Annotated in this window: 30 protein-coding genes, 2 tRNA genes and 1 pseudogene; 22 read left to right on the top strand and 11 right to left on the bottom strand. The window is 66.1% G+C overall.

Annotated elements, in window-relative coordinates; all coding sequences use genetic code 11:
* The first annotated feature begins 60 nt into the window (after nucleotides 1–60).
* The gene (locus ACP15H_RS26095) at nucleotides 61–348 is read left to right on the top strand and encodes a hypothetical protein (protein ID WP_425069043.1); all 288 of its coding nucleotides are present in this window, start codon (nucleotides 61–63) and stop codon (nucleotides 346–348) included.
* Nucleotides 348–725, top strand: coding sequence for a hypothetical protein (locus ACP15H_RS26090; protein WP_425069042.1), 378 nt, complete (start codon nucleotides 348–350; stop codon nucleotides 723–725). The genes ACP15H_RS26095 and ACP15H_RS26090 overlap by 1 nt, the downstream gene beginning before the upstream one ends.
* A 42-nt stretch (nucleotides 726–767) precedes the next feature.
* On the opposite strand, the pseudogene ACP15H_RS26085 reads toward ACP15H_RS26090, so the two are convergent.
* Nucleotides 768–1,320 (bottom strand): annotated as a pseudogene (locus ACP15H_RS26085) (IS1595 family transposase); the annotation flags it as partial.
* On the opposite strand from ACP15H_RS26085, the gene ACP15H_RS26080 reads away from it, so the two are divergent.
* Nucleotides 1,310–1,510 (top strand): hypothetical protein, encoded by a 201-nt coding sequence (locus ACP15H_RS26080; RefSeq protein ID WP_425069041.1) that lies wholly within the window; start codon nucleotides 1,310–1,312, stop codon nucleotides 1,508–1,510. The pseudogene ACP15H_RS26085 and the gene ACP15H_RS26080 sit on opposite strands and share 11 nt — an antisense overlap.
* A 112-nt stretch (nucleotides 1,511–1,622) precedes the next feature.
* Here ACP15H_RS26080 and ACP15H_RS26075 read toward each other — a convergent pair.
* Nucleotides 1,623–1,697 (bottom strand) — tRNA-Gly (locus ACP15H_RS26075).
* A gap of 112 nt (nucleotides 1,698–1,809) precedes the next feature.
* On the opposite strand from ACP15H_RS26075, the gene ACP15H_RS26070 reads away from it, so the two are divergent.
* Entirely contained in the window at nucleotides 1,810–2,304 is a 495-nt protein-coding gene (locus tag ACP15H_RS26070) for a prolyl-tRNA synthetase associated domain-containing protein (RefSeq protein ID WP_425069040.1), read from the top strand.
* A 32-nt stretch (nucleotides 2,305–2,336) separates the two neighbouring features.
* Entirely contained in the window at nucleotides 2,337–3,248 is a 912-nt protein-coding gene (locus ACP15H_RS26065; protein WP_425069039.1) for a metal ABC transporter solute-binding protein, Zn/Mn family, read from the top strand.
* Nucleotides 3,249–3,263: 15 nt separating this feature from the next.
* On the opposite strand, the gene folD is transcribed toward ACP15H_RS26065, so the two are convergent.
* The 6 genes from folD to ACP15H_RS26035 all read right to left on the bottom strand — a co-directional run bounded on the left by folD (nucleotide 3,264) and on the right by ACP15H_RS26035 (nucleotide 6,158).
* On the bottom strand, nucleotides 3,264–4,166 hold the full coding sequence (folD, locus tag ACP15H_RS26060) for a bifunctional methylenetetrahydrofolate dehydrogenase/methenyltetrahydrofolate cyclohydrolase FolD (RefSeq protein ID WP_425069038.1): 903 nt from the start codon (nucleotides 4,164–4,166) through the stop codon (nucleotides 3,264–3,266).
* Complete coding sequence (locus tag ACP15H_RS26055) at nucleotides 4,159–4,515, bottom strand: DUF167 domain-containing protein (protein WP_425069037.1); 357 nt, start codon at nucleotides 4,513–4,515, stop codon at nucleotides 4,159–4,161. The genes folD and ACP15H_RS26055 overlap by 8 nt, the downstream gene beginning before the upstream one ends.
* Nucleotides 4,490–4,783, bottom strand: a complete 294-nt coding sequence (locus tag ACP15H_RS26050) for a YggT family protein (RefSeq protein ID WP_425069036.1) — start codon at nucleotides 4,781–4,783, stop codon at nucleotides 4,490–4,492. Before ACP15H_RS26050 ends, ACP15H_RS26055 begins: the two co-directional genes overlap by 26 nt.
* A 78-nt stretch (nucleotides 4,784–4,861) precedes the next feature.
* A complete protein-coding gene (locus ACP15H_RS26045; protein WP_425069035.1) occupies nucleotides 4,862–5,512 on the bottom strand; it encodes an FHA domain-containing protein in 651 nt (216 codons plus the stop codon).
* A 9-nt stretch (nucleotides 5,513–5,521) separates the two neighbouring features.
* Nucleotides 5,522–5,761, bottom strand: a complete 240-nt coding sequence (locus tag ACP15H_RS26040) for a hypothetical protein (protein ID WP_425069034.1) — start codon at nucleotides 5,759–5,761, stop codon at nucleotides 5,522–5,524.
* Nucleotides 5,762–5,765: 4 nt separating this feature from the next.
* Nucleotides 5,766–6,158, bottom strand: coding sequence for a RidA family protein (locus tag ACP15H_RS26035; RefSeq protein ID WP_425069033.1), 393 nt, complete (start codon nucleotides 6,156–6,158; stop codon nucleotides 5,766–5,768).
* A 105-nt stretch (nucleotides 6,159–6,263) separates the two neighbouring features.
* Between ACP15H_RS26035 and ACP15H_RS26030 the strand changes: the two genes are divergently transcribed.
* The 3 genes from ACP15H_RS26030 (at nucleotide 6,264) to ACP15H_RS26020 (ending at nucleotide 7,754) form a co-directional block, all read left to right on the top strand.
* A tRNA-Ala gene (locus ACP15H_RS26030) sits at nucleotides 6,264–6,339 on the top strand.
* 77 nt (nucleotides 6,340–6,416) lie between these two features.
* Nucleotides 6,417–7,082, top strand: a complete 666-nt coding sequence (locus ACP15H_RS26025) for a hypothetical protein (RefSeq protein WP_425069032.1) — start codon at nucleotides 6,417–6,419, stop codon at nucleotides 7,080–7,082.
* A gap of 12 nt (nucleotides 7,083–7,094) precedes the next feature.
* Nucleotides 7,095–7,754 (top strand): hypothetical protein, encoded by a 660-nt coding sequence (locus tag ACP15H_RS26020; RefSeq protein WP_425069031.1) that lies wholly within the window; start codon nucleotides 7,095–7,097, stop codon nucleotides 7,752–7,754.
* Nucleotides 7,755–7,902: 148 nt separating this feature from the next.
* On the opposite strand, the gene ACP15H_RS26015 is transcribed toward ACP15H_RS26020, so the two are convergent.
* Nucleotides 7,903–8,970, bottom strand: coding sequence for a ferritin-like domain-containing protein (locus ACP15H_RS26015; RefSeq protein WP_425069030.1), 1,068 nt, complete (start codon nucleotides 8,968–8,970; stop codon nucleotides 7,903–7,905).
* A gap of 146 nt (nucleotides 8,971–9,116) precedes the next feature.
* Between ACP15H_RS26015 and ACP15H_RS26010 the strand changes: the two genes are divergently transcribed.
* Nucleotides 9,117–10,136 (top strand): 2Fe-2S iron-sulfur cluster-binding protein, encoded by a 1,020-nt coding sequence (locus ACP15H_RS26010; RefSeq protein WP_425069029.1) that lies wholly within the window; start codon nucleotides 9,117–9,119, stop codon nucleotides 10,134–10,136.
* Nucleotides 10,070–10,756, top strand: a complete 687-nt coding sequence (locus ACP15H_RS26005; protein ID WP_425069966.1) for a YoaK family protein — start codon at nucleotides 10,070–10,072, stop codon at nucleotides 10,754–10,756. The genes ACP15H_RS26010 and ACP15H_RS26005 overlap by 67 nt, the downstream gene beginning before the upstream one ends.
* Before the next feature lie 72 nt (nucleotides 10,757–10,828).
* On the opposite strand, the gene ACP15H_RS26000 is transcribed toward ACP15H_RS26005, so the two are convergent.
* Nucleotides 10,829–11,896 carry a diiron oxygenase gene (locus ACP15H_RS26000; protein ID WP_425069028.1) on the bottom strand — a complete coding sequence of 356 codons (1,068 nt, stop codon included), beginning with the start codon at nucleotides 11,894–11,896 and terminating at the stop codon, nucleotides 10,829–10,831.
* A gap of 79 nt (nucleotides 11,897–11,975) precedes the next feature.
* Nucleotides 11,976–12,674, bottom strand: a complete 699-nt coding sequence (locus ACP15H_RS25995; RefSeq protein WP_425069027.1) for a response regulator transcription factor — start codon at nucleotides 12,672–12,674, stop codon at nucleotides 11,976–11,978.
* Nucleotides 12,675–12,780: 106 nt separating this feature from the next.
* Here ACP15H_RS25995 and ribA point away from each other — a divergent pair, with 106 nt between their 5' ends.
* The 12 genes from ribA to ACP15H_RS25935 all read left to right on the top strand — a co-directional run bounded on the left by ribA (nucleotide 12,781) and on the right by ACP15H_RS25935 (nucleotide 26,369).
* Nucleotides 12,781–13,944, top strand: a complete 1,164-nt coding sequence (gene ribA / locus ACP15H_RS25990; protein ID WP_425069026.1) for a GTP cyclohydrolase II — start codon at nucleotides 12,781–12,783, stop codon at nucleotides 13,942–13,944.
* A gap of 21 nt (nucleotides 13,945–13,965) precedes the next feature.
* Nucleotides 13,966–15,198, top strand: a complete 1,233-nt coding sequence (locus tag ACP15H_RS25985) for an ABC transporter substrate-binding protein (RefSeq protein WP_425069025.1) — start codon at nucleotides 13,966–13,968, stop codon at nucleotides 15,196–15,198.
* Between the two features lie 82 nt (nucleotides 15,199–15,280).
* Entirely contained in the window at nucleotides 15,281–16,744 is a 1,464-nt protein-coding gene (locus tag ACP15H_RS25980; RefSeq protein WP_425069024.1) for a GH1 family beta-glucosidase, read from the top strand.
* Nucleotides 16,745–16,935: 191 nt separating this feature from the next.
* Entirely contained in the window at nucleotides 16,936–17,778 is an 843-nt protein-coding gene (locus ACP15H_RS25975; protein WP_425069023.1) for a VOC family protein, read from the top strand.
* 50 nt (nucleotides 17,779–17,828) lie between these two features.
* On the top strand, nucleotides 17,829–18,920 hold the full coding sequence (locus ACP15H_RS25970; RefSeq protein ID WP_425069022.1) for a M14 family metallopeptidase: 1,092 nt from the start codon (nucleotides 17,829–17,831) through the stop codon (nucleotides 18,918–18,920).
* Nucleotides 18,914–20,428, top strand: coding sequence for a class I adenylate-forming enzyme family protein (locus ACP15H_RS25965; protein WP_425069021.1), 1,515 nt, complete (start codon nucleotides 18,914–18,916; stop codon nucleotides 20,426–20,428). Before ACP15H_RS25970 ends, ACP15H_RS25965 begins: the two co-directional genes overlap by 7 nt.
* 2 nt (nucleotides 20,429–20,430) lie before the next feature.
* The gene (locus tag ACP15H_RS25960) at nucleotides 20,431–21,444 is read left to right on the top strand and encodes a zinc-binding dehydrogenase (protein ID WP_425069020.1); all 1,014 of its coding nucleotides are present in this window, start codon (nucleotides 20,431–20,433) and stop codon (nucleotides 21,442–21,444) included.
* The gene (locus ACP15H_RS25955) at nucleotides 21,441–21,869 is read left to right on the top strand and encodes a PaaI family thioesterase (protein ID WP_425069019.1); all 429 of its coding nucleotides are present in this window, start codon (nucleotides 21,441–21,443) and stop codon (nucleotides 21,867–21,869) included. The genes ACP15H_RS25960 and ACP15H_RS25955 overlap by 4 nt, the downstream gene beginning before the upstream one ends.
* A 57-nt stretch (nucleotides 21,870–21,926) precedes the next feature.
* Nucleotides 21,927–23,531: an ABC transporter substrate-binding protein gene (locus ACP15H_RS25950; RefSeq protein WP_425069018.1), complete on the top strand. Its 1,605-nt coding sequence runs from the start codon at nucleotides 21,927–21,929 to the stop codon at nucleotides 23,529–23,531.
* Nucleotides 23,516–24,532 (top strand): ABC transporter permease, encoded by a 1,017-nt coding sequence (locus tag ACP15H_RS25945; RefSeq protein WP_425069017.1) that lies wholly within the window; start codon nucleotides 23,516–23,518, stop codon nucleotides 24,530–24,532. The genes ACP15H_RS25950 and ACP15H_RS25945 overlap by 16 nt, the downstream gene beginning before the upstream one ends.
* Complete coding sequence (locus tag ACP15H_RS25940; protein ID WP_425069016.1) at nucleotides 24,532–25,386, top strand: ABC transporter permease; 855 nt, start codon at nucleotides 24,532–24,534, stop codon at nucleotides 25,384–25,386. The genes ACP15H_RS25945 and ACP15H_RS25940 overlap by 1 nt, the downstream gene beginning before the upstream one ends.
* The gene (locus ACP15H_RS25935) at nucleotides 25,386–26,369 is read left to right on the top strand and encodes an ABC transporter ATP-binding protein (RefSeq protein ID WP_425069015.1); all 984 of its coding nucleotides are present in this window, start codon (nucleotides 25,386–25,388) and stop codon (nucleotides 26,367–26,369) included. Before ACP15H_RS25940 ends, ACP15H_RS25935 begins: the two co-directional genes overlap by 1 nt.
* The last annotated feature ends 2 nt before the right edge of the window (nucleotides 26,370–26,371 follow it).

Raw genomic sequence — 26,371 nt, 5'->3', positions numbered from 1 at the left:
AAAAAGTAGTGAGACTCCAGCGTCCTTCCCGTGCTGTAACTTACAGCAGGGGAGAGTCCTATGGCGGTCACAAGCTCGGAAATGGCGGCGTTCTTCGAAGAGATGAAGAATGGCACTTACAAGTGCGGATTTTGCGGGCGCGAAGAATTTGTTGGCAACGACATCCAGCAGAACACGGCCGTGCTCCAGTTGCCAGCCTCCCTTGACGTGGCCCCTGCGCCTCTCGCCGGCTCGCACGCATTCTTGAGTATTTCGTGTGCGAACTGCGGGAACGCCACCTTTTTCCACATAAATCAGTTTATGGCATGGCGCGCCAAAAAAACGGGGCGCCAAAAGGAAGAAAAGTGATGTCGGCGCGGATCATCCAAGGTGGCAGGGCTACTCAATTTATAGCCAATGAGAATAGAACCTCAGAAGAGGATGCCTTGAAAGGCGGAGGCGGAGGGGGCACATTCGACACTATGGAAGCTCGCGTCGCCGTCCTTGAAAATGAGGTAAAGCACATCCGCGAGGATATCGGGGCGATGCGAACCGATGTTCACAAATCCAGAGAAGATATTGGGACAATCAAGACAGATATTGCTTTGGCCAAGAGTGACATCGCTCGGCTCCCAAGCAAGGAATGGAACGTCAAAGCTCTAATCGGGCTTGCGACTTTCATCACCGCTCTAACTGTTCTGATTAATTTCGGGCCTGCCCTCATTCGCCTTCTGCGCGCCCACTAGACTTCGTCCAACAGCGATTGAAGCAGCCTGCGGAGCTTGCGGTTACCCCAGCCGAGAGGCTTCGGCCCGCTCGTTAATCCGCCGATATGTCAGGCGCTTGCCGACGATGCCCTTTAGGGCCTTCTCGGCGCGTTCCTTGTCGCTGCAGCCCAGCTTGGGCGCGGTTGCTGTAGCGGAAATCAAACTCGGCCAGATAGCGCTGCAGGTGACGCTCGCTGCAGTGCTGATAGACGCCCTTCATGCCGCGCTTGAAGATCGAGTAGTAGCCCTCGACAGTGTTCGTGTGGACTTCGCCGCGACCGTATTCGCCCAGCTTGTGAGCGACGCGGCCATGGCTGGCGAACTCCTTGCCGACGCCCCAGTACCAGCGGGCTTCGTCCGTCATCAGCTTGGCTTCCTTGGACACGTTGGCGCGAACGATCGGCACGTTCTCGGCCGCCGTTGCCTTGTCCACCTTGAAGGGGCGGGCACGGCCGTTGCGCTCGACCAGCGTCACCACGGCCATCTTGTGGCCCGAGCCCTGGCCCTTCGTGTGGTTCGCCTTCGTGCCGATATACGTCTCATCGGCCTCAACCGCGCCACCGTTGCCGCCCATCGCGGTGGTGCTGATCCATGGCGCGGACCCGGGCCGGATGGTCGTCCACCTCGTGTTGATATCCCTTGCCGGGAGCCTGAGCATCGCGGCCGGCGCGCTGACCGAAGATCCGTTCACCCAGCCGCGCATGGTATCCATCGCTCCCTTGGAAGCGGCCCTGGACGCCCTGTCGCAAATTGACCGCCGATGATCGGACGTACGTGACGTCCGGCCCGGAGTTCTCTCGCGAGAACTCCGCCCATCGTGCCAATCTTCGTCTTTGCGGTTTTATCCGGACTGGCATTCAAGCCTTATCCGGAAATTGGAGCGGGCGAAGGGATTCGAACCCTCGACCCCGACCTTGGCAAGGTCGTGCTCTACCCCTGAGCTACGCCCGCGCTCCGATCCGGCTGGGTAGGTGGCCGGAAGGCGGCGTTGATAGGGCTTTTCCGATGGCTTGGCAAGGGGCTGGTGAAAGGCTCTTTCGATAGGGTAGAGCCGATACGCACCATGCTCGATCCGCACCAACTTCTCGCCCGCCTCGACGCGCTCGGCATCGCCCATTGCACCGTCGAACATCCGCCGGTGTTCACGGTCGAGGAGGCCAAGGCGCTGCGCGGCGACCTGCCCGGCCATCACATCAAGAACCTCTTCCTGCGCAACCGGAAGGAGGAGATGTGGCTGGTGGTGGCGCTGGAGGATCGCGCCATCGACCTGAAGAAGCTGGGCGAGCGGCTGGGTGCCGGCAAGTTCTCGTTCGGCAGCCCCGACCGGCTGCGCCGCCATCTCGGCGTCGAGCCGGGCTCGGTGACGCCGCTCGCCGTCGTCAACGACCCGGAGCACGAGGTCCGGCTGGTTCTCGACCGCGGGCTCGCCGAGGGCGAGGGGCCGATCAATGCCCACCCGCTGGTCAACACCATGACCACGGCGCTGAGCCTGGCCGACCTGACGCGCTTCTTCGCGGCGACCGGCCACGCGCCGGAGTGGCTCGACTTTCCCCTGTAGCGTTATGTCATGTAGCGTTATATTATAACAGAATGCTCCGTCGCGCATTCCTCCTGACACCGACTCTCCTCGCCGTCGCCCTGCCCGCTTCGGCAGAGACGCCCCTCAAGGCCGTGGCGACCTTCTCGATCCTGGGCAACCTGCTGGCCGAGGTGGCCGGCGACAAGGCGGCGGTGTCGCTCGTGGTCGGTCCCGACATCGACGCCCATGCCTACCAGCCGCGCCCCGGCGACGCGCGCGCGCTGGCCGATGCGCAGGTACTGGTGAGCAACGGGCTGGGCTTCGAGGGCTGGATCGACCGGCTGGCCAAGGCCGCGCCCTTCAAGGGCAAAGCGATCGTGGCCTCGACCGGCGTCGCGACCCTTCCGGCCGCGCCGAGCGCCGGCCATTCACAGGGTCACTCGCACGAACACGGACCCGACCCGCATTGCTGGCAGGACGTCCAGCGCGTTCGCACCTACGTCGCCAACATCGCCAAGGGCCTCGCCGAAGCCGATCCGCCGAACGCCGCCTCCTACCGCGAGCGGGCCGAGGCTTTCGATCGTCGCCTGGTCGAACTCGACGCCTGGGTGAAGGAAGAGATCGCCAAGGTGCCGGCCGACAAGAGGCGGGCGATCACCGGCCACGATTCCTTCCGTTACTTCTCGAGCGCCTACGGCGTGAAGTTCCAGTCGCCGCGCGGCTACAATACCAGCACCGAGCCGTCGGCCCGCGACGTTGCCGCGCTGATCCGCGAGGCGCGCGAGTACCGCATCAAGGCGCTGTTCGTCGAGAACATGACCAACCCCGGCCTGGTCGACCAGATCGCGCGCGAATCCGGCGCCGTGGTCGGTCCGCGCCTCTACACCGACGCGCTGTCAGGCCCGGACGGGCCGGCCCCGACCTACGAGAAGATGATGCGCCACAACGTGACGGCCCTCGTCGCGGGCATGCTGAAGAACTGACCGGGACGCGGGCGTTCAGACGGCGACGAAGGGCAGGCCGGCGACACGACGGGCCGCCTGCAGCGTATTGTACATCAGGCAGGCCACCGTCATCGGCCCGACGCCGCCCGGCACCGGCGTGATGTGCCCCGCCACCTTCTGCGCCTCGGCAAAGGCCACGTCGCCGACCAGCCGGCTCTTGCCCTCCGGCGTGGGGATGCGGTTGATGCCGACGTCTATCACCGCGGCGCCCGGCTTGATCCAGTCGCCCTTCACGAATTCGGTCCGGCCGATCGCCACCACCAGGATATCGGCCTGGCGGCAGACGGCCGGCAGATCGCGGGTGCGCGAGTGCGTGATCGTGACCGTGCAATCGGCGCGCAGCAGCAGCTGCGCCACCGGACGGCCGACGAGATTGGAGCGGCCGACGATCACGGCATTGAGGCCCGACAGCGAGCCCAGCGCGTCCTGCAGCAGCATCGAGACACCGAGCGGCGTGCACGGCACCGGGAAGTCGAGCGGGGCGCCGGGCGCGATCGAGCCCAGGCGACCGACATTCACCGGATGGAAGCCGTCGACATCCTTGGCCGGATCGATGGCGATCAGGACCTGGGCCGTGTCGAGCTGCTTGGGCAGGGGAAGCTGGACCAGGATGCCGTTGACCGCGGGGTCGGCGTTGAGGCGCCCGATCAGCTCCAGCAGCTCGGCCTGCGTCGTATCCTCGGGGAGCTGGTGGTCGAAGCTCGCCATGCCGAGTTCGACCGCGAGCTTGCCCTTGCTACGGACATAGACCTGGCTGGCGGGATCGGCGCCCACCAGCACCGTGGCCAGGCCGGGCTTCGGCCCGCCCTTGGACACCAGATCGGCAACACCCGCGCCCACGCGCTGGCGCAGACCGCCCGCGAAGGCTTTTCCATCGATCAGTTTCGCATCAGCCATTCTTGCGCATCCATTCGGCAATCCGGTCGGTGAGCGCAGCAGGATCGCCCGCGACCATGAGGGTCTTCTCTCGCGCCGTCCCGCCACGCACGATCTCGAAGGTCGATTTCGGAAGGCGCCACGCCTTCGCCAGCAGCGCGACGACAGCGTCGTTGGCTTTGCCATCCTCGGGCGCCGCCGTCACTGCGGCCTTGAGCGCCCCTTCAGTCGTGGGTTCGAGGGCCGTGCGGCGCGCCCGCGGCTGTACGCGAAGCTGGATGGTCACGCCGCCCGGATTCCGGCGCAGGAAGACCGGGTCGGCCGGCGGCGGGCTCAGCGGTCCGTCAGCGGATGAAGGACGGCCAGACATACTCCCACAGCAGGCTGCGGATGAAGAACAGGCCGAGCAGCAGGATGACGGGCGAGACGTCGACGCCGCCGAGATTGGGCAGCATGCGCCGGATCGGGCGCAGGACCGGCTCGGTCAACTTGAACAGCATGTCGACCACGACGCGGATGAACTGGTTGCGGACATTCACCACGCCGAACGCCACCAGCCAGCTCATGATCGCGCTGGCGATCACGATCCAGGTGTAGATGTCGATAATCTTGTCGATCAGCACCGCCAACGACAGCATCGGGCCCCCGCGCCTTGAGGCCGGCCAACCGCCGGCCGCGGCACCCTACTCGGCGGGCCTTGCCGATCACAAGCCCCTTCAGGCCCGCGTCAGGCTGAGTTCCACGCTGCCGAGACGGATCGAGCGCACCGCGCTGATGTCGCGCGGCCCATGCTCGGGCAGGAGGCGGGCGCCATCGATGAAGGTGCCGCCGGGGCTGCCCAGATCCTCGAGCCCCAGACGCTGGCCCGACAGCATCAGCCGCGCATGCGGCTGGCCGACCGACGGGTCGGGGACACAGAGATCGGTGGGCGCGCCGCCGGGGGCGCCGGTCAGTGCATAGGTGCCGGACGTGCCGGCGACCGAGAGCGAGACCGTGCCGCCGTTGCCGAGTGCGCCGGCGAGCCGCCAGCCGCGTGTATCGGGCAGCGCCATCGACGGGCCGGCCAGAACCGCGGGGCCCGACGCCGGCGCAGGCCCGCCCGGCCGGGCGTAGCCGAACGTCCCGGCCGAGCCGACCGGTTCGGCCTCGTCGCGCGGCCAGCGCATGAAGGCGAAGACCCACAGAAGGATCAGCGGCACGATCGTGCCCACGCCGGTCAGCGTGAGCAGGATGGCGCCCAGCCCCGTCCATCCCGGCAGGCCGGCCTTCTCCACGATGCGCCAGGCCATCCACGCCGCCAGCACGGTGCCGACCAGCGCAAAGGCGCCGGTCAGGCCGAAGAAGCCCATGAGGGCCGCGACTTCCACGCCCATCATCTAGCGCCTCGGCGAGGCTTCGCCAGCGGGCCAGGTGCTGAACGCCAGCATGCCCATGACGATGAAGGAGCCGATGAACGGCACCAGATGGAAGAGCGACAGCGCACCGGAGAAGCCGGCGCGGGTGCAGATGCGCCAGGTCGGGATGATGAGGACGAGGGACATCAGCACGTAGCCGATCAGCATGACCGCCACCGTGAGGGAGCCCAGCGCCAGCACCCATGTCACCAGACTGGCCATGTCGTCAGGCGAGGGCAACGACTTCGATCTCGACCATCACGTCGCGCGGCAGGCGGGCGACCTCCACCGTCGAACGGGCCGGCGTCGAGCTGCCGAAATATTCGGGCAGGCCGTAGACCTCGTTCATGGCGGCGAAGCTGTCCATGCTCTTCAGGAACACCGTCGTCTTGACCGCGTGGCCGAGATCGCTGCCGGCCGCCTTCAGCACCGCCCGCAGGTTCTTCAGCACCTGGTGCGTCTGCTCGGCGATGCCGCCCGCGACGATCTCGCCGGTCGCGGGATCGAGCGGGATCTGGCCGGCGCAGAAGACCAGCCCGTTGGCCACGACCGCCTGCGAATAGGGGCCGAGCGCCTTGGGGGCGGCGTCGGTCTGAACGACTTTCTTGGCGTGGGCCATGGTCTTACCTCTCCATCAAAAACACGGGCCGGACGCTATCACAGCCCGCTTTGCTTGACAGGGGGCCCGGCAACCATTATCCGCGCGGTTCTCCAAGGGTCGGAGGGGGCTGTAGCTCAGCTGGGAGAGCGCCTCGTTCGCAATGAGGAGGTCAGGGGTTCGATCCCCCTCAGCTCCACCAACCACCCCGACCCTCGGCCGAAGACGACGGCCTCAATCACTGGCCTGTCGCGGCGCATCACGGCACTATTGCACTCGATGCGCAGACGCAAACGCCCGACCCCGGCAGAACTCGGCCTCACCGCCGCCGAAGGACGCATCCTCACCTCGCTGCGCACGCCGCAGCGCGTGCAGGACTATGTTTCCGCCCTCCCGGCCAATTTCGAACGGGATGGCGACAGCCTGCGCTCGGTGCGCGGCGTGCTGCGCCATCGCGAGGCCCACTGTCTCGAGGCGGCCTTTCTCGCGGCCTGCGCGCTGTGGCTGCAGGGCGAACCGCCTCTGGTCATGGACCTGACGGCCACGCGCGACGATTTCGACCACGTCGTCACCCTGTTCCGCCGCGATGGTTGCTGGGGCGCGATCTCCAAGAGCAACCATGTCTGGCTGCGCTGGCGCGACCCGGTCTATCGCAGCCTGCGCGAGCTCGCGATGTCGTACTTCCATGAATATTTCAACAAGGGCAGCAAGACGCTGCGGACCTATTCGACCTCGGTCGACCTGCGCCGCTTCGCGCCCGACACCTGGATCACCAACGAAGAGGATTGCTGGGACGTCGGCGCGGCACTCGACGATGCCCGCCACTACCCGCTGATCAATCCGGCGCAGAGGCGCTGGCTGATGCCGCCCGACGCCACCGTGCTGCGGGCCGACGACATCGTTCAATATGAAAGCCGCGATCGCAAGACGGCCCGCAAATACTGAAGGGAGCCTGCCATGAAACGACTCCGCGCGATCCTGCTGCTGATCCTGCTCGGCACCGCCACACCGGCCGCCGCCCAGATCCCTCCCGAATGGCAGGCCGCCGCCCAGGCCGTGATCGGCGAGCTGGAGCGCGACACGCCGCAGGCCGCCAAGCCGTGGACCGGCGCGGAGCTGACCCAGGGCTGGAACCTCGCGCGGGCCTGGCGGCGGCACAACAACGGCAACATCGAGATCATCCTCGCCGAGTATCTGATGTTCGTGGCGCTGTGCCGCATCGGCTGCGCCGGCAGCACCATCGAGGGCCAGGGCTACATATCCGTGGCCGAACAGGTGAAGGCGCTGATCGCCCAGAATGGCGGGTCCTATGCGCTGGCCGCGAATGCCAACACCTGGCTCGCCGGTCTCGCCGATCCCTCGGGCGCGGCCAGGAAGAACGTGGCCCTCTGGGAGAAGGATCCCGACGTGCCGTCGGCCGACTTCGCGACCGGCAACATCTATGCGCTGAGCTGGCTGCTCGCGCGAAGGAAGCCGACGCCCGAGGCACAGGCCGACACCTTCGCCCGCTTCGCCATCCTGGTGCAGACCAAGGCCTGGATCGGCACCCGCTGCCTCGACATCTCGAAGGTCGCTACGGTGCTCGGCGCTCCGCCGCGCATTGAGGCGTGTAAGTAACAACTGTCGTCCTGAGCGATAGCGAAGGACCTTGCCCAGCGACCGGCGGACTCCCTTGCGGGCGTGAGGTCCTTCGCTGCGCTCAGGACGACAGAAATGAAAAAGGGGGCCCTGAGGCCCCCTTTCCGATCTCACCCGAGACCGATCGCTACTCGGCGGCGATCTGGTCGTTCACGAACTTCCTGGCGTCGAAGTCCTCGGCGACCTTGAGGTCGTTGCCGAGCAGCTTCTCGACGTCGATCTTGGCGTATTCCATCACGCCCATGTCGCCCAGCGCCTTCTGCACCTTCGGTCCGAACAGGCCGATCTCCTTGAGGATCGGCACGATGCGGGTGAAGAGCCGCGTGCGGAAGGCCTGCATGGAGCCCGAGTTGTAGGCGTACTCCATGAGCTTATCGACCGGCAGGCCGGACCGCATCCAGACCTCGGCCTGGTTGAAGCGGTCGCGCATGAAGTAGAGCGCCTCGACCACGAACTCCTCGCGCTCGGCGCGCTCGGCATCGGAGATGTGCGGATAGTATTCGCGCAGCGCCATGCGGCCGAACGTGACGTGCCGCGCCTCGTCCTGCATGACGTAGGCGTTCACGGCGCCGGCCAGGTTGTTCTTGGCGGTGTCGCGGATGCGCTGGAAGGCGGCGAGCGCCAGGCCCTCGATCAGCACCTGCATGCCGAGATAGGTCATGTCCCAGCGCCGGTCGGTCAGCGTCTGCTCGAGCAGGTTCTTCAGCGACTCCGTGATCGGATAGGCCGCCTTGAACTTCTCGTGGATCAGTCGCTTGTAGCTCTCGACGTGACGCGCCTCGTCCATCACCTGCGTCGCGGCATAGAACTTGGCGTTCATGTCCGGCACGGTGTTTACGATCTTGGCGGTGGCGATGAGGGCGCCCTGCTCGCCATGCATGAACTGGCAGATGGAATGGCACTGCAGATTGAAGCGCAGCCAGTCCTTCTCCTTGTCGGTCATCTTCTCCCAGAAGGGCGAGCCGTAGATCGGGATCGTCTCGTCGGCCATGCCCATCGGGTTGCCTTCGAACAGTTCCTGGGACCAGTCGATGCGGGTGCTGGTGTCCCACTGCTGCTGCTTGCCCTTCTCGTAAAGGTTCAGCAGGTCGGCGGACCCGTCCTCGTATTCCCAGTTGAAGGCGATCTCGGTGGCGCCATCGAACTTCCAGTTCGTGACTTCGACCGGCAGCTGATAAATTTTTTGCGTTGTCATCGGCTCTTGCCTCCTGGCCCTGAACCTTGTCCCATCCCTATGGAGCGTCGGAACTATGACGCTCCGCTCATTTTTCTCGGCGGACGCTAGCACAGTCTGCTAGGAGAGTCCGCCCGGAAATCGGGCATCTGAAGACGAGTTTTTTGATGTCCTACAATCAGCTGCGCATCGCCAAGATCATCCAGGAAACGCCGGACGCACGCTCCTTCGTGCTCGAGATTCCGCCCGACCTGGCCGAAAAATACCGCTACCGCGCGGGCCAGTTCCTGACCTTCCGCGTCCCCCACGCCGACGGCGCCTTCAACCGCTGCTACTCGCTGTCGAGCGCCCCCGAAACCGACGGCCTGCCCAAGGTCACGATCAAGCGGGTCGCCGGCGGCAGGGGCTCCAACTGGTTCCACGACGCGGTCAAGGAAGGCGGCACGCTGGACGTCCTGCCGCCGGCCGGGCGCTTCGTGCTGGGCGAGGGCGATGCCCCGCTCCTGCTGTTCGGCGGCGGCAGCGGCATCACGCCCATGATGTCGCTGATCAAGAGCGCGCTGAAGGGACCGCGCCGCATCCGCCTGTTCTATGCCAACCGCGACAAGCAATCGGTGATCTTCGACGCCGAGTTCGAGGCGCTGCTGGCGGCCCATCCCGGCCGGCTGGAAATCGTCCATCACCTCGATGCGACGCAGGGCATCATCAAGCCCGAGGAGATCGTCGCGGCGATGAAGGGCTTCGAGGCGGGCGACGTCTATCTGTGCGGCCCCGGCCCGTTCATGAAGCTGGTCGAGGAGACGCTGTTTGAACACGGCATGCCGCACGACAAGGTGCGCATCGAGCGGTTCGAGGCCTCGGGCAACGACGCGATCCCGATCCAGCCCAGCGAGCAAGGCGACGTGATCCCGAGCGAGATCACGATCCATTTCGAGGGCAAGGTGCACAAGGTGGCCTACGCCAAGGGCCAGACCATCCTCGAGGCCGCGCGCGCCGGCGGGCTCAACCCGCTCTCGTCCTGCGAGGAAGGGTTCTGCGCCTCGTGCGCGGCCAAGACCCTCAAAGGCAAGGTCATGCTCGCCAAGAACGACATCTACACGCCCGAGGATCTCGCCAATAACTGGATCCTGACCTGCCAGGGCCACTGTTTCGGCGCCGAGGTCGAGATCACCTACGACGTGGTGTAGCGATTTACGCCCGTCCCCTCGCCCAGGCGACCATCCTGACCCTGGTCGCCGGGATCGCCGACGCCGTGGGCTACGTCACCATGGGCGGCGTGTTCGCGGCCAACATGACCGGAAACACGGTGCTGGCCGGCATCGACATCGCCAAGGGCAATCATCTCGGCGCCTGGAACCATCTGACGCCGCTGGTCGCGTTCTTCCCCGGCGCCATGCTCGCCCGCGTGATGGTGCGCCTGTTCAAGGGGCCGGCGGCCGGCATCCTGCTCGAAGCGGCGCTGCTGGCGGGCGTCGGCTTCCTCCCCGTGGGCGAGGAGAATGCGGTGATGATCGTGGCCTTCGCGATGGGCCTGCAGGCCTCGACGATCACCAGTTTCGCCGGCCATTCGGTCAGCACCGTCGTCGTGACCAGCACCCTGGCCCGCACCGCCGACGCCGCCGTCGACCGGCTGTGGCGCGGCGCTGCGATAGTCCCGCCCTCGGCGCTCAACACCGGGCTGCTGGCGCTGACCTGGACGGGCTACCTGGCGGGCGCGGTGATCGGCGGGCTGCTGCTGCCGGTCCTGGCCTGGCCGCTGCTCGTGCCGGCGGCGCTGCTGATCCTGATGCTGCCTCTTCTGGGCTGAGCGACGCTCAGCCCGTCAAGCGACAGGACATTGCTTGCAATGTCCGAGAGCGCCGAAGAACGAACGCTCCCCTTACGCCGCCGCGATCGCCTTCTCGACGAACATCTTGCGGTCGAACTCCTCGGCCACCCGGCCGTCGTTGGCCAGGACCTCGGCGACATCGATCTTGGCGTAGTCCATCACGCCCATGTCGGCGAAGGCCTTCTGGACCCGCGGACCCCACAGGCCGATATCCTTCACGGTCGGCACGACGCGGCTGAACAGGCGGCCGCGGAACGACTGCATCTGCTTGGAATTGTAGTGGATGTCGTCGAGCACCTTGGCCGGCAGGCCGAGCCGCTCCCAGACTTCCGACTGGTTGAAACGGTCGCGCATGAAGTAGAGCGCCTCGACCAGGAACTCCTCGCGCTCGTCGCGCTCGGCATCCGACAGATGCGGATAGTATTCGCGCAGCGCCAGACGCCCGAAGGAGACGTGGCGCGCCTCGTCCTGCATGACATAGGCGTTGACCGCGCCGGCCAGCGTGTTGCCGGCCTTGTCGCGGATCGACTGGAAGGCGGCGAGCGCCAGGCCCTCGATCAGCACCTGCATGCCGAGATAGGTCATGTCCCAGCGCCGGTCGGTCAGCGTCTGCTCGAGCAGGGTCTGCAGCGCCTTGTTGATCGGATAGGCGACCTTGAACTTCTCGTGCAGCAGCCGCTTGTAGGCCTCGACGTGGCGCGCTTCGTCCATCACCTGGGTGGCGGCGTAGAACTTGGCGTTCATGTCGGGAACGGTGCCGACGATCTTGGCGGTGGCGATCAGGGCGCCCTGCTCGCCGTGCATGAACTGCGAGATCGAATTGGCCTGGAGATGGAGCCTGAGCCAGCTCCGCTCCTTCTCCGTCATCTTGTTCCAGTGATCGGTGCCGTAGATCGAGATCGCCTCGTCCTTCAGCTCCATCGGGTTGTCGGGATTGAGCTCGAGCGACCAGTCGAGCCGCGTGCTCGCGTCCCACTGCTGCTGCTTGCCCTTCTCGTAGAGCTCGAGCAGCGGCGCGGAACCGTCGTCGTATTCCCAGTTGAACAGGAGGTCGGTCGCGCCGTCGAACCTCCACTGCGTCACCTCGACGGGCAGGGCGTAGATCCGTTGCGTGGTCATGGCATCACCCTCCCAGGGTGTTTCTGGCTCTTGCTTGCCGAAACGATGACGCCTCGTTCACATATTGGCAAGCCCTCGGTCAGGGCTGGAGTCGGTAGCCCCCGCGGTCGGTGACCAGGAGCGCAGCGCTCGCCGGGTCCTTCTCGATCTTCTGGCGCAGGCGGTAGATGTGGGTTTCCAGCGTGTGGGTCGTCACGCCGGCATTGTAGCCCCAGACCTCGTTCAGCAGGATGTCGCGGGCCACCGGCCGGTCGCCGGCCCGGAACAGGTATTTCAGGATCGAGGCTTCCTTGTCGGTCAGGCGGACCTTCTTCTTCCCGCCCTTCTCCATCAGCAACTTGCCCGCAGGGTGGAATTCGTAGGGGCCGATCGACATGACGGCATCCTCGCTGCGCTCGTGCTGGCGCAGATGCGCCCGCAGGCGCGCCAGCAGGACGTTGATGCGGAACGGCTTGGTTACATAGTCGTTGGCGCCGGATTCCAGGCCCAGGATCGTGTCGGCATCGCTGTCGGCCGCGGTCAGCATGATGATCGGCGCACGCACGCCCTCGCGTCGCATCAGCTTGCAGAGTTCGCGGCCGTCCATGTCGGGAAGCCCGATGTCCAGCAGGATGGCGTCGTAGTGGGCGAGCTTGGCCTTCTCCAGCCCTTCGGCCGCGGTGCTGACCTGGATGGTGGTGAACCCGTCATAGAGATCGAGCTGCTCGGCGAGCACCGTGCGCAACGCCTGGTCGTCGTCGACCAGCAGGATCTTCTTGCCACGATTGTTCACGGACATGCGTCTGTTACCTGTCAGCCATCTCGAAATTTACTCTATCCGGTACGATCTGGGCACAAAAGTGGTTCACTTCGGCGAAATCCCGTGGCGTGATACCGTCAGAGTCATGAATTCCAATCCAGCCCACTCCCGCAGCGCGGCCGCAGTCGCCGCCGTCGAACGCGCCATGGCGGAGCTCCGCCGCGGCGGAATCGTCGTGCTGCGCGACGAGGACGGCGCCGGCGGCCTGGTGATCGCCGCCGAATCCTGCGGCCCGCGCGCCCTGCAGCGCCTGCAGGGCCTCGCCCAGAACGCCCCGGTGCTGGTCACCACGCGCCGCCGCGCCGAGGCGATCGGCATGGACATTCCCCCGCACATCGCGGGCGGCATGGGCGAAACCAACAAGCCGATCACCATCGACCTGCCGGAGGGCGTTCCCGTCGACGTCATCCTGCGGCCGCACGAGGGCGACCGGAGCGGCCGCCACGTCGCCCTTCGTCACCTGTCCCGGCCGGTGGCCAGCCATGCGCCGGTCATCGCCCAGGCGGCGATCGAACTGGCCAAGCTGTCGCGCCTCCTGCCGGCGGTGGTCCTGGGCCCGCTGACCCGCGATCCGGGCAACAAGCGGCGCGACTGGGCCCGCGAGCAGGATCTCGTCTATGTCGATGCCGCCGACGTCTCGGCCTACGAGGAAACCGCGTCGCGCACGCTGCAGCAGGTCGCGCAGGCGCACGTGCCGCTCGAAGGCGCCGAGAATGCCCGCATCCTCGCCTGGCGTCCCAGCGACGGCGGCAAGGAGCATCTCGCCATCGTCGTCGGCGAGATCGATCCCACCGAGCCGGTCCTGATCCGGCTCCATTCCGAGTGCTTCACCGGCGACCTGCTGGGCTCGCTGCGCTGCGATTGCGGCGTCCAGCTGCGCAGCGCCATCGCCGAGATCGCCCGGCAGGGATCGGGCGTCCTGCTCTATCTCGCGCAGGAAGGCCGCGGCATCGGCCTCGTCAACAAGCTGCGCGCCTACGAGCTGCAGGACGACGGGTTCGACACGATCGACGCCAACGAGCAGCTCGGCTTCGATGCCGACGAGCGCATCTATGCGCCGGCCGCCACCATGCTCTCGCGCATGGGCATCCAGCGCGTGCGGCTGATGACCAACAATCCGGAGAAGATCGCCCAGCTCGAACGCTACGGCATCGAGGTCGCGGCGCGCGTCCCGCACTCCTTCCCGTCCAACGGGCACAACGAGAATTACCTGCGTACCAAGGCGGAACGAGCAGGCCACCTGCTCTAATAACGACGACCGGAGGAAACAATGATCAAGATGCGTCGCCGCGTTTTCGCGGCTGGCAGTGCTGCGTTCGCGTTCTCCCCCTACATCGCAAGTGCCCAGAAGAAGTACGACCCGGGCGTGACCGACAAGGAGATCAAGCTCGGCCACACCAATCCCTATAGCGGGCCGCTCTCGGCCTACGGCACGATCGGCAAGGCGATCGCGGCCTACTGGACGATGGTCAACGACAAGGGCGGCATCAACGGCCGCAAGATCAACTTCATCACCTACGACGACGGCTTCGTGCCGCCCAAGACCGTCGAGATGGTCCGCAAGCTCGTGGAGGACGACAAGGTCTTCGCGATCTTCCAGTTGCTCGGCACGCCGACCAACACGGTCGTGCAGAAGTACCTGAACCAGAAGAAGGTGCCGCAGCTCTTCGTGGCGACCGGCGCGTCCAAGTGGGGCATGCCCAAGGAGTTCCCGTGGACCATGGGCTGGCAGCCCGACTATCACACCGAGGCGGCGATCTACGCCAAGCACGTGCTGGCCAAGCACAAGGACAATCTCAAGGACCTGCGCATCGGCATCATCTACCAGAACGACGATTCGGGTAAGGATTACAGCGGCGGCTTCCTGGCGGGCCTCGGCAAGGAGAACGAGAAGTACGTCACCGCCAAGGTGAGCTACGAAGTCACCGATCCGACCGTCGACAGCCAGATCATCCAGATCAAGAGCTCCGGCGCCAACGTGTTCTTCAACGACTGCGCCCCCAAGGCCGCGGCGCAGGCCATCCGCAAGGTGGCCGATCTCGGCTGGAAGCCCGACCACTATCTCGCCAACGTCTCGGCCTCCGTGGCCGCGGTGCTGAAGCCGGCCGGCTTCGACAACAGCAAGGGCATCATCACCGCGTCCTATCTCAAGGACGCGACCGACACGCAGTGGGTCAACGACGCGGACTACAAGGAATGGGACGCGTGGATGAAGAAGTACCTGCCCGACGCCAATCCCGCCGACTCGGGCAACACCTATGCCTATGCCGTCTCCGCCACGATGCGGCACTGCCTCGAGGCCTGCGGCGACAACCTCACGCGCGAGAACCTGATGAAGCAGGCTGCCAGTATGAAGAACCTGGTGGTGCCGATGCTGCTGCCGGGCATCAAGATCAACACCAGCCCGACCGACTTCTATCCCATCCAGTCGGTGCGGCTCTCCGCCTTCGACGGCGAGACCTGGAAGCTGTTCGGCGACGTGCTCAGTAACGAAAGCGCCTAAAAACCGAACCCGCCCGCGCAGGGCGGGATGGCATGGCGGATGCTTCCGTACGGTCCGTGACAGACCGGAGCCGCTCGACCCCATGCCCCTCAAACTGAACCGCCGCCGCGCCCTGCTCACCGCGGCGGGCGCGACCGCTCTGGCGGCAACGGCCTACGGATCGGCCCACACCACCCCCCGGAACGCGCAGGGCCCGCGCCGCCCGGCGGGCTTTCCCGACGGCTTCCGCTGGGGCACCGCGACCTCGGCCTATCAGGTCGAGGGCGCCGCCCGCGAGGACGGCCGCGGTCCCTCGATCTGGGACACCTTCACCGGGGAGCCGGGCCGGATCCGCGACGGCTCGACCGGCCAGACGAGCGTCGACCACTACAATCGCTACAAGGAAGACGTGGCGCTGATGAAGTCGATCGGCGCCCGCACCTATCGTTTCTCGATCGCCTGGCCGAGGGTCTTTCCCGACGGCACGGGAACCGCCAATCCCAAGGGGCTCGATTTCTACGACCGGCTGGTCGACGAACTGCTCGCCGCCGGCATCGAGCCGTTCGCGACGCTCTATCACTGGGACCTGCCGCAGGCGCTGCAGGATCGCGGCGGCTGGGAATCGCGCGACACCGCCCAGGCGTTCGGCGACTACGCAGGCCACGTCGCCCGCCGGCTCACCGATCGCGTGCGCCAGGTCTTCACGATCAACGAGATGCAGACCTTCGTCGAACAGGGGCACGAGACCGGGAACTTCGCGCCGGGCCTCAAGCTGCCGCCCGGACGCTTGAACCAGGTCCGTCATCATGCGGTACTGGCCCATGGCCTCGCCGTGCAGGCCGTGCGCGCCAGCGGACGTCGCGGCACCCGGGTGGGCCCGGCCGAGAACATCGCCACGGCGCTGCCCGCCGTCGAAACGGTCGAGAACATCAGGGCCGCGGAGCTGGCGACGCGCGAGCTCAACGCGCCCTACCTCACGGTGATGATGGAGGGCCGCTACACCGACGCCTGGCTCGCCAGGGCGGGCCGCGACGCGCCGCGATTCACCGACGCGGAATTGAAGATCATCTCCAGCAAGGTCGATTTCGTCGGGCTGAACGTCTATGCGCCCAGCCAGTACGTGCTGGCGAGCGAGGCCGCGCCGGGCTTCACCTCGGTGCCCTTCCCGTCGTCGCATCCCCACATGGCCTCGTCCTGGCTCCTGCTCGGACCGGAGGCGCTGTACTGGGCGCCGCGCCATGCCGCCCGGCTGTGGCAGGTGAAGGACATCTTCATCACCGAGAACGGCGCGTCGGCGGCCGACGAGCCGACGCCGGACGGCACGGTCTACGACGTCGATCGCGTGATGTACCTGCGGAACTGCCTGATGCACCTGCAGCGCGCCACCGCCGAGGGCGTTCCGGTCCGCGGTTACTTCCTGTGGAGCCTGCTCGACAATTTCGAATGGGCCGACGGCTATGCGACGCGGTTCGGTCTCGTCCATGTCGACTATGCCACGCAGAAGAGGACGCCCAAGCTCAGCGCCGCCTTCTATCGCGAAGTCATTTCGCGCAACGCATTGGCGTAGGCGCGCAGCAAATCGCAGGCCACAAAATGGTGTTGGTCGTCATGGGGCAGAAATAGGATTTCATTTCTGCATTGTCTGCGGAACTTGGAAATAGATTTCGCACACGAAAGCATCGCCCCTTAATATAAGAAAACGTGACGTGCCCGCCGTGCCAAGATGGGCGACGCTGTGAATGGCGAGAGGGGAATGAGATGAAGCTGCCCGTAGCGACGCTGGATCACGTGGTCATCAACGCCCGCAACGACATGGACCATGCGGCGGACGTCTATACGCGTCTGGGCTTTTCGCTCACCGAACGCGGCTATCATTCGCTGGGGTCGATGAACCACCTCGCCATGTTCGGCACGGACTATCTCGAGCTGATCGCCATTCCGAAGGACGCCTCGTCGGGGCGCCTCGACCTTCTCACCTTCCCGTTCGGCCTCAACGGCCTCGTCTTCGGTGCCGAAGATTCCGCCGTCACCTACGAAGCGCTGAGCAAGGCGGGTGTCCCTGTCGACCCGCCCGTCGAGTTCACGCGCCCCGTGAAGGTGGGCGACGAGATGCGCGATGCGCGCTTCCGCACGGTCCGCATGAAGGCTGGCGTCGTGCCGTACGGGCGCGTCTACTACTGTCATCACTTCACGCGCGACGTCGTATGGCGCGACGAGTGGCGTCACCATGCCAACGGCACGGTCGCCATCGTGCGCTTCCTGATCGTCGAGCCGGATCCCGCCGCGGCCTCGAAGCTCTATGCCGACATGTTCGGAGCGGAAGCCGTGCGCGACATCAAGGGCGGCAAGTCCGTCGTGGTCGGCAATTCGCGTGTCGATATCGTGACCGAGGACGAGCTCAAGGCGCAGTTCGGCGATGCCGTGCCGGACGCCGAGGGCCGCAAGGCCTATATGGCCGGCCTCACTTTCCGCACGCTGTCGGCGGCGAAGGCGGCACGTGCCTTGCAGGATGGCAAGATCAGCGGCGTGACGCAGAGTGCGGGACGGGTCGTCGTGCCGGCCAAACAGGCGTTGAACGCGGTGCTGGAGTTCATCGAATAGGCTGACGGGCGATCGTCAGGGCTGCTGGGGAGCGGCCGAGAAGGGACACTATGGAATACTACGATTGCTTCGCCGCGAGCTATGCCAACGCGCGCGCGAAATTCCTGAAGGCGGCGACGGCCGCGCAGGGCGAGGTGCGGTCGTTCCTGCATCCTGCCAAGAAGGCGCCCGACGGCGGGCCGCTGGCGATCGACGTCGCCTGCTTCGGCGACCGCACGGCCCCAAGGCAGGCGCTGTTCCTGAGCGGCACGCACGGCCAGGAAGGCTTCTCCGGCTCGGCCGTGCAGATCGGCTGGCTGGCCTCGGGCGGCCCGGCACGACTGCCCGCCGGTGTCGGCGTGGTGCTGGTGCATGGGCTCAATCCCTACGGCTTCGCGCACTTCACGCGCACGACCGAGAACAACGTCGATCTCAACCGCAACTTCATCGACCGCGATGCGGGCCCGGCGCCGGCCAATCCGCACTACGAGACGCTTCATGCCGATCTTCTGATCCGCGAATGGACAGATGCGGAGAATGAACGGGTCGGCGGCGTGCTCGACCGCTTCGCCGAGAGCAAGGGCCGCGACGTGCTGTTCGATACGCTGGCGCGCGGCCAGTACCAGCATCAGGACGGTTTGATGTTCGGCGGCAAGGACCGCGAATGGTCGAACCGGACGCTGCAGACGATCGTCGACGAAACGCTGGCCGACGCCGAGCGCGTGGCCTTCATCGACTGGCACACCGGCATCGGCGAGTACGGCAAGCCGTTCTTCCTCTGCTTCAACGATCCCGCCGGCCCGCTGTTCGCACGCGCCTGCGACTGGTGGGGCAAGGACAATGTCGACGGCGTGCGGCCGCACGGCATGGAGCGGCCGAACTATACCGGCCTGGTCTTTCACGGCGTGCAGCGCTTCCTCGGCAATCGCGACATGTGCGGCGCGGTGATCGAGTTCGGCACGCGCGGCGTCAACATGCGCCGCGTGCTGCGGCTCGATCAGTGGCTGCGCCGCCAGCACGGGCTGGACTCCGATGTGCGCGCCACCCTGCAGGCCGACATGATGGACGCCTTCTGTCCCTTCGACGGTCAATGGCGCAAGGACACGCTCGACTACGGGCTGAAGCTCACCGACCAGGCACTTTCGGGACTCGCATCATGGTGACGATCAAGTACGACAACCAGGGCGACGCGATTTCGCGCGACGTGCCGGCGGACAGCGTGGCGCTGATCGACGCGGGCGGCAACGGCAGCGAACGAACCTACACCTATGGCGACCTTCTGCGGCTGAGCGGCGCGGTGGCGCGCGGCCTGCTGAAGCGCGGCCTTCAGCGCGGCGATCGCGTGGCGATCCTCTCGGCCAACCGCGCCGAGTTCCTGCTGACCTTCCTCGGCACCATGCAGGCCGGCCTCGTCTCCGTTCCGGTGAACTACAAGCTGCCGGCCGAGACGGTCGCCTACGTCGTGGGCGACTGCGACGCCAAGCTGGTGATCGGCGACGATGCGCGGCTGCCGCTGGCGCCCGACGATGTGCCGAAACTCTCCTTCGACAAGGACTTCGAGGCACTGCTCGACGCGGGCTTGCTTGAAGGGGGGCCGTTCACGCCGCTTGCCATGAAGCCCGAGGAACCGGCGATGTTCCTCTACACGTCGGGCTCGACGGGTCGGCCCAAGGGCGTGGTGCTCTCGCACTACTCGCATCTCTGGGCGATCAGCCAGCGCGTGCGCCGGCCGGCGCCGCAGGGCCAGCGCGCCCTCGTGGCCGCGCCGCTCTATCACATGAACGGGCTGGCCATGTGCCAGACGACCTTCTCGCACGGCGACACCGTGGTACTGCTGCCGCAGTTCACGACCCGTGGCTACATCGAGGCCGCCGCAAAGCATCGCGTCGCCTTCCTGACCTCGGTGCCGACCATGATCGCGATGATGCTGCGCGAGCGCGAGCTGCTCAGCCGCGCCGATCTCTCGGCCGTCGAGGCCGTGCGCATGGGCTCCGCGCCCGTTACCCAATCGCTGATCGACCAGGTGCACGCGGTGTTTCCAAAGGCTCTGGTCAGCAACGGCTACGGCACCACCGAGGCCGGCCCCGTCGTGTTCGGCCCCCATCCCCAGGGCCTGCCGCAGCCGGTCCTCTCGACGGGCTATCCGCATCCCGAGGTTCAGCTCCGCCTCGTGCGCGACGGAAAGGAAGTGCAGGACCAAGGCGAGCTCCAGATGAAGTGCGGCGCGCTGATGACGCACTATCACAAGCTGCCGGCCAAGACCGCCGAGGTGATGACGGCGGACGGTTACTACCGGACCAGCGACGTCTTCCGGCGCGACGAGAACGGCTTCTTCTATTTCGTGGGCCGGGTCGACGACATGTTCGTGTGCGGCGGCGAGAACATCTACCCTGGCGAGGTCGAGAAGATGCTCGAGCGACATCCCGGCATCCACCAGGCCGCCGTGATTCCCGTGCCCGACGAACTCAAGGGCCACAAGCCGATCGCCTTCGTCGTCAAGGCCGCCGGCGCCGATCTCGACGAGCAGGCGGTGAAGACCTATGCGCTGGCCAATGCGCCGGCCTACCAGCATCCGAGACGCGTACTGTTCATCGACGAGATGCCGCTCGCCGGCACCAACAAGATCGACAAGCGCGTCCTCGCGAAGCAAATCCCAACTGGAGAAGTATAACAATGAAAGCTGCTGTCGTCCGTGAACATGGCGGACCGGACCGCCTCGTCTTCGAGACCAACTTCCCCGATCCGACGCCGGGCGAGGGCGATGTGATCGTCGCGGTGAAGGCGTCTTCGCTGAACTATCACGACGTCTTCACCCGCCGCGGCATGCCGGGCATCAAGGTGCCGATGCCCGCCATCATGGGCCTCGACGTCGCCGGCGAGATCGCCGAGGTCGGCCCCGGTGTCACCGGCTGGAAGAAGGGCGACCGCGTCCTGGTCGATCCGATCAACCGGGTCGAAGGCGGCCTGATGGGCGAGACGGTGCATGGCGGCCTGGCCGAACTGTGCAAGGCGCGCGCCCACCAGCTGATCAAGATTCCCGACGGCGTGAGCTATGCCGATGCCGCGGCACTGCCGGTGGCCTATGGCACCGCGCTGCGCATGATGGTCACCAACGGCCATGTCGCGAAGGGCGAGAAGGTCCTGATCCTGGGCGCCTCGGGCGGCGTCGGCGTGTGCTGCCTGCAGCTCGCCAAGCTCGCCGGCTGCGAAGTGATCGCCTGTGCCGGCACCGACGCCAAGGCCCAGCGCCTGGCCGAGCTCGGCGCCGACAAGACGATCAACTACATCGAGAAGGATTTCATGAAGGAAATCTTCGCGATGTACGGCAAGCCGACGCGGCGCGGCAACGGCACCGACCAGGGCGTCGATGTCGTCGTCAACTATACCGGCGGCGACACCTGGGTGAATTCGCTCAAGACGCTCAAGGTCGGCGGACGCCTTCTGACCTGCGGCGCCACCGCCGGCTACGCACCGACCGAGGACATCCGCTTCATCTGGACCTTCGAGCTCAAGATCCTGGGTTCCAACGGCTGGATGCGCAGCGACATCGAGAAGCTCCTGGAGCTGGTGCAGAGCGGCAAGCTCAAGGTGCTGGTCGACAAGGTCTTCCCGCTCGCCGAAGCGCGCGAGGCGCTGCGCGTGATCGAGGATCGCGAAGTGTTCGGCAAAATCGTGGTGGCCCCATGAGCGACAAGCTCCAGCCCCTGAGCGACGCCGAACTGCAGGCGATGCTCGACCATTCGCCGTTCATCTCCTTCCTCGGCCTCAAGGTCACCGAGGCGGATCCCGTGAAGGAACGCGTCACGATGGAATGCGAGATGCGCCCGGAATTCGAGCGCGGCAAGGGCACGGGCCAGTGGCACGGCGGCCCGCTTGCAGCCGTCATCGATACGGTCGGCGACTATGCGCTGATCATGGCGCTGCGGCGGGGCCTGCCGACCATCAACTTCCGCGTCGACTACCTGCGGCCGGCGATCAAGACCAAGCTCATCACCACGGCCACGGTGCGTCGCAATGGCAAGAGCGTCGGCGTCGTCGATGTCGACGTGTTCAACGACAAGATGGTGCTGCTGGCCATCGGTCGCGCGACCTACTCGACCCTGCCTGCCTAGGCCACACGGTATGAAGTTTGCTTGGGCTGCCTTGGGGATTGGGGAACGGAGGATTTAATGACGATCAAGGTTTCACGCCGCGTGTTCGGCGCGGGTATCGTTGCCGCGGGTCTGGTCGGCACCTCGGGACAATCTTTCGCACAGGGCACGCCCAAGCGGGGCGGCACGCTGGTGGCGACCTGGGGCGGCGGCGAGCCGCAGGCCTGCTACGTGCCGGCCGGTGGCGGCTCGAGCCCGACCTTCTCGTCGTCCAAGCTGTTCGAGCGGCTCGCGTTGAGGCGAATGGACGGCCAGTTCGAGGGCGTGCTGGCCGAATCGTGGAAGCCGGCGGCCGACTTCAAGTCCTACACGGTGAGGATCCGCAAGGGCGTGAAGTTCCACGACGGCAAGGACATGACGGTCGACGACGTCGTCTATTCCGTCAATGAGATCTGGAAGAAGTACGCCGTTGCCTCGGCGCTCACCGACTTCGCCGGCATCGAGTCGCCCGACGCCGACACGGTCGTCTTCAAGTACAACAATCCGACGCCGGAGTTCTTCTTCGCGTCGACCCTGTGCTCGCCGGTCGCCTACATCGTGCCGAAGCATGTCTATGCCGGCAGCGATCCGGTCACCAATCCGGCGAACAACGCGCCGATCGCCACCGGTCCGTGGAAGTTCAAGGAGTGGGTGCGCGGCAGCCACTTCGAATACGTGAAGAACGAGAACTACTGGAAGAAGGACCAGCCCTATCTCGACCGTCTGATCATCCGCTACGTGCGCGACCCGGCGGGCCGCGCCGCGGCGATGGAGGCCGGCGACATCCATATCGGCGTGTTCAATCCCGTCGCGCCGCCCGACATCAAGCGCCTCACCGCAACCGGCAAATTCGTCGCCACGCCGAAGGGCTACGAGGAAGCGGTCTGGTCGACGACGCTCGAATGCAACATGCGCAATCCGGTGTTCGCCAAGCGCGAGGTCCGGCAGGCGATGTTCCATGCGATCAATCGCGAGTTCATCGCCAAGACGGTCTACTACGGCTACGCGCGGCCGGGCACGAGCCCGATCTACTCCCCCAACAAGGAGTTCTTCACCGCCGACACCTTCAAGACCGGCTTCGATCCGAAGAAGGCTGCCGCCCTGCTCGATGCGGCCGGCTTCCCGAAGAAGGCCGATGGCAAGCGCTTCACCCTGAACCTGCTGGCCGCCGGCTGGTTCCCGGAGAACGGCAAGGTCGGCGCCTATGTGAAGCAGGTGCTCGAGGATGTCGGCGTCGGCGTCAACCTCACGGTCCCCGATCGCCCGACCTCGCTGAAGCGCATCTACACCGACTACGACTACGACCTGGCGATCTCCAACCAGGCCAATCCGTCGGAGCCGGTGCCGTCGACCACGCAGTACTTCACGACCGACGGAATCCTGAAGGGCGTGCCCTTCCGCAACGCCTCGGGCTATTCCAATCCCGACGTCGACAAGCTTGTCGACCGGATCAAGGTCGAGACCGACCCGGCGCAGCGCAAGGCGCTGGTCGTCGAATTCCAGAAGATCACCACGCAGGAGGCCCCGCTCCTGCCGCTGGTCGAGCTGGAGTCGATCACCCTGGCCAGCACCAAGGTGCAGAACCACTCGAACGACCCGAACTTCCTCGCGGCAAGCTGGGGAGACCTATGGCTGGCGAGCTAGTCTCGCCGACGCCCACGCTTCGCGGTTCGGCCCGTCGGGCGGCGGCACTGCGGCTCCTGCGGCGACGGCTCATCCAGGCCGTCCCGCTGATGCTGGGCGTGGTGATCATCAATTTCTGCCTGATCCAGATGGCGCCAGGCAGTTTCCTCGAACTGATGACGGCCGAGAACCAGGTGAGCGACCCGGCGACGGTCGCGCTGCTGCGCAAGACCTACGGGCTCGAAGATCCCGTCTGGATGCAGTTGCTGAAATACATCTGGGCGCTGCTGCATTTCGACTTCGGCTTCTCCTATCGCCAGAACATGCCGGTCATCCAGGCGATCTGGATCCACCTGCCGGCAACCGTGCTGCTGATGGTGTCGAGCATCACGCTCGCGATCTCGATCGGCGTGGCGGCGGGCGTCGTCGCCTCGATGAAGGTCCGGACCTTCTGGGACAGCCTGGTCTCGGTCGCCGCCATGTTCTTCTACGCCGCGCCCAGTTTCTGGCTCGGCATCATGATGATCGTGCTGTTCTCGGTGAAGCTCGGCTGGCTGCCGGTCGGCGGCATGATGAAGATCGGCGGTACCGGGGGCGTCCTCGAAATCCTGCATCACCTGATCCTGCCGACTCTGGCATTGGGCCTGTTCTATGCCGCGATCTACACCCGCGTCATGCGCTCCTCGATGCTCGAGGTCGCGCAGCTCGACTTCGTGCGCACCGCCCGCGCCAAGGGGCTCAGCCGCAACAAGGTCACGATCCATCACGTGCTGCGTAACGCGCTGCTCCCGGTGGTCACGATCCTGGGCGTGCAGATGGGCACGGTGCTGGCCGGCAGCGTCGTGATCGAAAGCGTGTTCAGCTGGCCGGGCGTCGGCTCGCTGCTGTTCGACAGCGTGAGCTCGCGCAACTATCCGGTCGTGCTCGGCATCATGGTGCTGGGCTCGCTGGTCGTCATCGCCGCCAACATCGCGGTCGACCTCATCTACATGTGGCTCGACCCGCGCATCGAGATCCGTTGATGCAGCGCTTCGCGTTCCCCCGCTTCGAGTTCCTCGGCCGTTTCGCGCGCAACCGCGGCGCCCTGGTCGGCGCCTGCCTGATCCTGGTCGTCGCCCTGATGGCCGTCTTCGCCTCGGTCTTCTTTCCGACCGACCCGCTGCGCATCGTCGGCCTGCCCGAACTGTGGCCCGGCGAGGATCCCGAGTTTCCGCTGGGCACCGATTCGCTGGGGCGCGACATCCTCTCGATGATCGTCCACGGCGCGCGGGCGACCCTGCTGATCGGCCTGTTCGCCTCGGCGGTCGCCACGATCATCGGCGTCGGCGTCGGTGCCATCGCCGGCTATTTCGGCGGCTGGGTCGACGAGGTCGCGATGCGGGTGTCCGAATTGTTCCAGACCATCCCGAACCTGATCTTCGTGCTGACCATCGTGGTCATCCTGGGTTCGACCCTGACCAACATCGTGATCGCCATCGGCATCGTGAGCTGGACGCCGATCGCGCGCATGACCCGCGCCGAATTCCTGTCGCTGCGCGACCGCGAGTTCGTGCAGGCCTGCCGCTCGATGGGCATGAGCGACTTCCGAATCATCGTTTCGGAAATCCTGCCCAACGCCCTGCCGCCCGTGATCGTGCTCTCGTCGCTGGTCGTGGCCGGCGCCATCCTGTTCGAATCCGCCGTCTCCTTCCTCGGCCTGGGCGATCCCAACGTCGCGAGCTGGGGCCGGCTGGTCGGTGACGGGCGCCAGCTCATCCGCAGCTCCTGGTACATCTGCGCCATCCCGGGCATTGCGATCATGATCACGGTGCTCTGCCTCAACCTGGTGGGCGACGGGCTGAACGACGCGCTCAATCCGAAGCTGAGGGACCGGTGATGAGCGGCTCGGCCCTTCCCCTCGAAATCACCGGCCTGCAGACGACGCTGTTCACCCGCCGCGGCGAGATGAAGGCCGTCGACGGGCTCAGCCTGAGCGTCGGCGCCGGCGAAACCCTGGCCCTGGTGGGCGAGTCCGGCTGCGGCAAGTCGCTGTCGGCACTCTCGATCATGCGGCTGCTGCCCGATCCGCCGGCCCGCATCGTCGGCGGCCAGGTGAAGCTCAACGGACGCGACATCGTGCCCCTGCCCGAGGAGGCCATGCTCGGCATCCGGGGCAAGGAGATCGGCATGATCTTCCAGGACCCGCTCAGTTCGCTGAACCCGGTCGCCACGGTCGAGAAGCAGATCGTCGAAGTGCTGATGACCCATACCGAGCTCGGCCGCGGCCAGGCGAGGGTGCGGGCCCACGAGCTGCTGGAACTGGTCGGCATGCCCGACGCGGCCCGCCGCCTCGACGCCTACCCGCACCAGCTCTCCGGCGGCATGTGCCAGAGGGTGATCATCGCCATGGCGATCGCCTGCAGCCCGTCGGTGCTGATCGCCGACGAGCCGACCACGGCGCTCGACGTGACGGTGCAGGCCCAGGTGCTGGCGCTCCTGAAGAAGCTGCAGGCCGATGCCGGCATGGCGATGATCTTCATCACTCACGATCTCGGGGTGGTGGCCGAGACGGCCGACCGGGTCGTGGTCATGTATGCCGGCCGCAAGGTCGAGGAGGCCTCGGTCGACGACCTGTTCGAGAACCCGCTGCATCCCTACACGGTAGGCCTGATCGGGGCGACGCCGACACCGGGCGGCGAACGCGCCGAGCGGCTGGCCGACATTCCCGGCATGGTGCCGCCGCTCAACGCCCTGCCGCAGGGCTGCGCCTTCGCGCCGCGTTGCCCACGGGTGATGGAGCGCTGCCTCACCGAGAAGCCTGCGCTCACGGCGCCCGGCCCAGGCCGCCTCGTCGCCTGCTTCGCGGCGCAGGGAGGCTGACC

The organism is Reyranella sp., assembly GCF_965249915.1.
Taxonomy (GTDB): domain Bacteria; phylum Pseudomonadota; class Alphaproteobacteria; order Reyranellales; family Reyranellaceae; genus Reyranella.
This window is presented reverse-complemented; position numbering and strand designations above follow the sequence as displayed.